This window comes from Kingella pumchi, from assembly GCF_022288825.1.
Classification (GTDB): domain Bacteria; phylum Pseudomonadota; class Gammaproteobacteria; order Burkholderiales; family Neisseriaceae; genus Kingella_D; species Kingella_D pumchi.
The window spans coordinates 90,175-94,604 of the sequence record NZ_JAKOOW010000023.1; the positions used below are offsets into that span (position 1 = coordinate 90,175).

Sequence of the window (4,430 nt, forward strand, 5' to 3'; positions counted from 1 at the left end):
TGTTACACCTGTGAGCCGTTTGAATTCCCTGTCGCTTCTTTGGATTAGGTTTTCGTATTTCATTTGGGAATTGTAAATCTTCAGGATACTTTCGCAAAAGGTCTATTTTTCAGGCTGCCTGAAAACGCCGTCTGTAAACCAAAAACCTAGCCCTGCGGCAGCATGGTGCGGAAGGTCAGGTTGATGCGCGGGGTGTGGATTTTGCTGCTTTTCATCACGGCGTGCCGCCAGTGGGTTTGGGTGCTGACGCGCATCACGATGAGCTGCCCGTGTTGCAGCATGAATTCGCGCTTTTCCTGTGTTTGTTTGTGTTTGAAGGCGAATTTCCGCGTTGCGCCGAAGCTGACGGAGGCAATTACGCTGTTTTTGCCCAGACTGGCTTCGTCGTCGCTGTGCCACGCCATGCCCTGACTGCCGTCGGCGTAGCGGTTGAGCAGGCAGGAGTTGAAGCAGACGGGGCTGACGGCGGCAAGCTGTTGTTCTACCTGCTGTTTGATGTCGGATAACACGCCGTCCCACGGCAGGGCGGTGCGGGTGGTGCCGGAATAGGTGTAGGCGAAATTTTGCTCGCCGTACCAAGCGACTTGGCGGGCGGTAATGATGTGTTTGCCGTAGATAACGGCTTCATCGTGCCGCCATGCGATGTTGTGCTCCAAATAGGCAAGGTAATCATCAGCTTGCTGCAGGGTGAAAATGACGCCGTAGTCGTTGACGATGCCGTCGTAGGGCAGCAGGTTGTCGTCGGGGTGGGGACTGAACAGGTTCATGTTGATTCCAATTCCTTGCCCAACAGGGCGATTTTCCGCCCGCGATGCCAGCGGTAGCCGCCAACCATACCGGTTTGGCGGATAACGCGGTGGCAGGGTATCAGCACGGCGACGGGGTTGCTGCCGACTGCGGTGCCGACGGCGCGGCAGGCTTTGGGATGTCCGATGCGCGCGGCGAGTGTGCCGTAGTCGGCGAGTTGTCCGCGCGGGATGTTGAGCAGTGCCTGCCATACTTTGAGTTGGAACGGTGTGCCTTTGATGTGCAAAGCGATCAGCTGCTGCGGCGGATGTTGCAGGGCGTGCAGAGCTTGTGCCTGCATTTCGCTGGCGGCGTTGCGCAGTTCGGCATTGGGGAAAAGGGCTTGCAGGCGCGCGCGTTCGGCGGCGGGGTCGTCGGCGAAACTGAGGAAGCAGATGCCTTTGCCGGTGTTGGCGACCAACACGCTGCCGTAGGGGCTGGCGGCGAGCTGCCAGTCTATTTGCAGGCCGGCGCCGCCGTTTTTGTATTCGCCCGGGGTCATGCCTTCTATGGTGGTAAAGAGGTCGTGCAGCCGCCCGGTGCCGCTTAGGCCGCTTGCCAGCGCGGCATCCTGCACGCTGCCTTGCGCGTGCAAGATGCGTTTGGCGTTTTCAATGCTGATGTGTTGCAGCATTTTTTTCGGGCTGATGCCCGCCCACTGCTGAAATTGCCGCTGCAAGTGCTGGGGGCTGAGGTGGACGTGTGCGGCAACGGCGGCCAGGTCGGGCTGCTCGCGGTGGTGGTCGTAGAGAAACTCTATCGCGGCGGCGATGCGGGCGAATTGGATTTGTTCGGCGGGAGTCATCGTATTTCCAGTTTGTTTTAGATAAAGGAAAAACGCTTTTGCAGTTTGCCCGACAGTATTTCAGGCAGCCTGAAACGTTAAAACAAACTTGCTTGCTGTGGATTGGGTGCGGATGCGTTTTCAGGCTGCCTGAGCATATAGCTTGTAACCCGGTTAAAAAAATCTTGCGAAATTTCAAAATGCCCGTAGCGCAGCAGGCTGGCGTATTGTTTCCATTCGCCATGCTGGCGGGCGATGTCTAGCGGACAATCGCGCACAATTTGGGCATACGCCACATTGCGGCGAAACGGGATAAAAGTTTCACTCATCTGAAATGGATAGGCTCGCTCGTCCAGAATTTGCCCGAACGCGGTAAAGGCTTGCAGCTTTTCGTTGCCGTCCAAACGGATTTTTGGGCTGTAATACAGCAGCCAGTCGCCGCGTTTCATGCGGTTGAGCGGGGCGGCTTTGCCGTGGCAGACTTGGCAAAAGCCGCCTGCGACACCGCGTAAAACGTGTTCTTGGGAAACTGTGCCTATCCAATATTTCATATATGCTCCTGTGATTGAAGGTGCCCGACGGCATTTCAGGCAGCCTGAAACGCCGTCGGGCAGAACCCTATTTCACCGATGAATTGCCGCCGTCGGCAAACAGCGACGCGCCGGTGACAAAACTCGCCGCTGGGCTGGCAAGAAAGGCAATCACCGAGGCGATTTCTTCAGGCTGCGCGATGCGTTTGACCGCGTGCAGCCCCGCCGCCCACGCCTTTTGCTCCGCGTTGCCCGCCATATTCGTATCCACACCGCCCGAAAGCACCGCGTTGGCGCGGATGCCCTGTGCCGCATAATCGGCAGTAATGCCTTTTACCAACGCGCTCAACGCCGCTTTTGCCGTGCCGTACGCCGACAGGTTCGGCAGGGCAACGCTGCTGCCGACAAAGCTAGATGTGAACACCAGCGCTCCGCCGCCGCGCGCCAGCATCGCCGGGATTTGGCTGCGCGCGCCCAAAAATGCGGTAGTCAAATTACTCTCTAGCGTGTCGCGCCATTCATCGGGCGACAGCTCGGCAAGCGGCTTGTACACGCCCAGTGCGCCAACATTGTTGACCGCAATATCCAGCCCGCCGAAAACCTGTTCCGCCGTACGCACCACCGCCGCATGGGTTTCAGGCTGCCGCGCGTCGCCCGCTACCGTTTCCGCCCTGCCACCCGCCTCGCGCACCAACGCCGCCGTCTGCGCCAATTCGTCCGCCCGCCGCGCACACAACACCACCGCCGCGCCCTGTTTCGCCAACAGCAAGGCCGTTGCCCTGCCAATGCCCGACGACGCGCCGATAACGGCGGCGACTTTGCCATTCAGATTCAAAAAATCGTTTTGCATGGTTTTTCCTTTTCTGTCAGTTGCTTGGTAACAGGGACGGATTTTAAGGAAAAGACGCGATGCAAACGACCCGATTCTTGCGGAGTTTTCAGGCTACCTTTGGAGCTTTCAGACGGCGTATCGGGCATAAGTAGGTCGGGCATTTATGCCCGACGGTTTTTAAATTTGTCCTGGCTTGTCGGGCATCAATGCCCGACCTACTGCCTGAAAAGTTTTCAGACGGCGTATCGGCTTATTTGAGATAGACGATTTTTGTCCCGTCAAGACGCAGAATTTTTTTGACCTGCAAATGTTGTACCAGCTTTTCCGTTTCTTGGTCGCTGTATTTTGCAAGGGATTTAATCATGTTACGCAACGCGCTAACCTTATTTGGTCTGTTCGGCTTTGAAGCCGATAAAGCAGCCGTTATCTTTTTCCATACCGTTTCATCGGGCTGATAATTTTCAGGCTGCTTTGGAGTTGGCTTCGGCTTGGGTTCTGCAAAAGGTGCATATTCTATTTTTCCGCTCTCTTGGCGGATTAAATTCTGCTCACCCAAATAGTATGCAAACGCTTGAATATCGTCTTGGCTGATGTTCAAACACAATGCGTTTGCACGGTTTTCCACGGCAGCCTGAAAATCTGCATAGGTTTTGGGCTTTTGACTCAGAATATAACGTTGGATTTTTTGTAATAAATCCGCATCGCTCACGTGATAAGACACGCGATTTTGCTCATCGATTTGAATCAGGTTTTGCGCTTTAAGTTTATTGGTTACTGCAATGGTTGTGGCTTCGCATTCTTCGTCCGTTTTATCGGCAAACAAATCATGCAAAATATATTTGCGCAAATTCTGCTGCAAATTGTGCAGATAATTGGGGCGGAAGGCATCGGGCTTTCGCAGCGCGGTCAAGGCAGCCTGAAAATAAGGGGCTAACGGTTGCTGCGGTTTGGATGGTTTGGATGGTTCGGATGGTTGCGCGGTTTCAATCAACGGCACGGGCTGGGAAGCAGTGATTTTTTCATGCTGCACTTCTTCTATGCCGGCTAAGCGAATGATATTTTGAGCGTATTGGTTTTCTAAAATGTGCTCAACCAAAACATCGTAACCGCCATCGCGCGAGAGTATGCCGATTTGGGCATTTGGGTCGGTGGCGGTAATTTGCCCGAGATAGTAGCTCAAATAAAAATCCAAGGCGTTTTTGCCCATTTTCTGCAAATGCACAAGATGGGCGCGTTCGCCAAAACGCAGCAGGGATTTAACCAGGCTGACCGGCAGCATTTTGTGCATGACGCCGATAAACAGCCAAACATGCGTGTTTTCTACTGGCAGTTTATCCAAATTTTGTGGTTGGACGTTTTCAAAATCTATGAGCAAGTGTTTCATGGTTTTAATTCTGTCAGTCGGGCATTCATGCCTGACGGTTTTTAAATGGGGCTGTACTAGATAAGCAGTCATGTTAGACTGCAAAAATGAAGATAACCCATTGTAAACTAAAAA

The 4,430-nt window shown here is 54.0% G+C and carries 5 protein-coding genes; all 5 read right to left on the reverse strand.

All coding sequences use genetic code 11. The features are described from left to right. Positions 1 to 146: 146 nt before the first annotated feature. Positions 147 to 767, reverse strand: a complete 621-nt coding sequence (locus MB824_RS06055) for an alpha-ketoglutarate-dependent dioxygenase AlkB family protein (protein ID WP_238746806.1) — start codon at positions 765 to 767, stop codon at positions 147 to 149. After that, the gene (locus MB824_RS06060; protein ID WP_238746809.1) at positions 764 to 1,591 is read right to left on the reverse strand and encodes a bifunctional transcriptional activator/DNA repair enzyme AdaA; all 828 of its coding nucleotides are present in this window, start codon (positions 1,589 to 1,591) and stop codon (positions 764 to 766) included. The genes MB824_RS06055 and MB824_RS06060 overlap by 4 nt, the downstream gene beginning before the upstream one ends. 77 nt (positions 1,592 to 1,668) lie before the next feature. Beyond that, positions 1,669 to 2,121, reverse strand: coding sequence for an EVE domain-containing protein (locus MB824_RS06065; RefSeq protein ID WP_009427618.1), 453 nt, complete (start codon positions 2,119 to 2,121; stop codon positions 1,669 to 1,671). A 67-nt stretch (positions 2,122 to 2,188) separates the two neighbouring features. Then, positions 2,189 to 2,950, reverse strand: a complete 762-nt coding sequence (locus MB824_RS06070; protein ID WP_238746812.1) for an SDR family oxidoreductase — start codon at positions 2,948 to 2,950, stop codon at positions 2,189 to 2,191. A gap of 232 nt (positions 2,951 to 3,182) precedes the next feature. Beyond that, positions 3,183 to 4,430 (reverse strand): PIN domain-containing protein (locus MB824_RS06075; RefSeq protein ID WP_238746813.1); only part of this gene is annotated, 1,248 nt, incomplete at its 5' end.

What these genes read in the sequence shown, in the direction of transcription:
- MB824_RS06060 (WP_238746809.1), bottom strand. Translation starts at nt 1,591, where the DNA reads ATGACTCCCGCCGAACAAATCCAATTCGCCCGCATCGCCGCCGCGATA.
- MB824_RS06055 (WP_238746806.1), bottom strand. Translation starts at nt 767, where the DNA reads ATGAACCTGTTCAGTCCCCACCCCGACGACAACCTGCTGCCCTACGAC.
- MB824_RS06070 (WP_238746812.1), bottom strand. Translation starts at nt 2,950, where the DNA reads ATGCAAAACGATTTTTTGAATCTGAATGGCAAAGTCGCCGCCGTTATC.
- MB824_RS06065 (WP_009427618.1), bottom strand. Translation starts at nt 2,121, where the DNA reads ATGAAATATTGGATAGGCACAGTTTCCCAAGAACACGTTTTACGCGGT.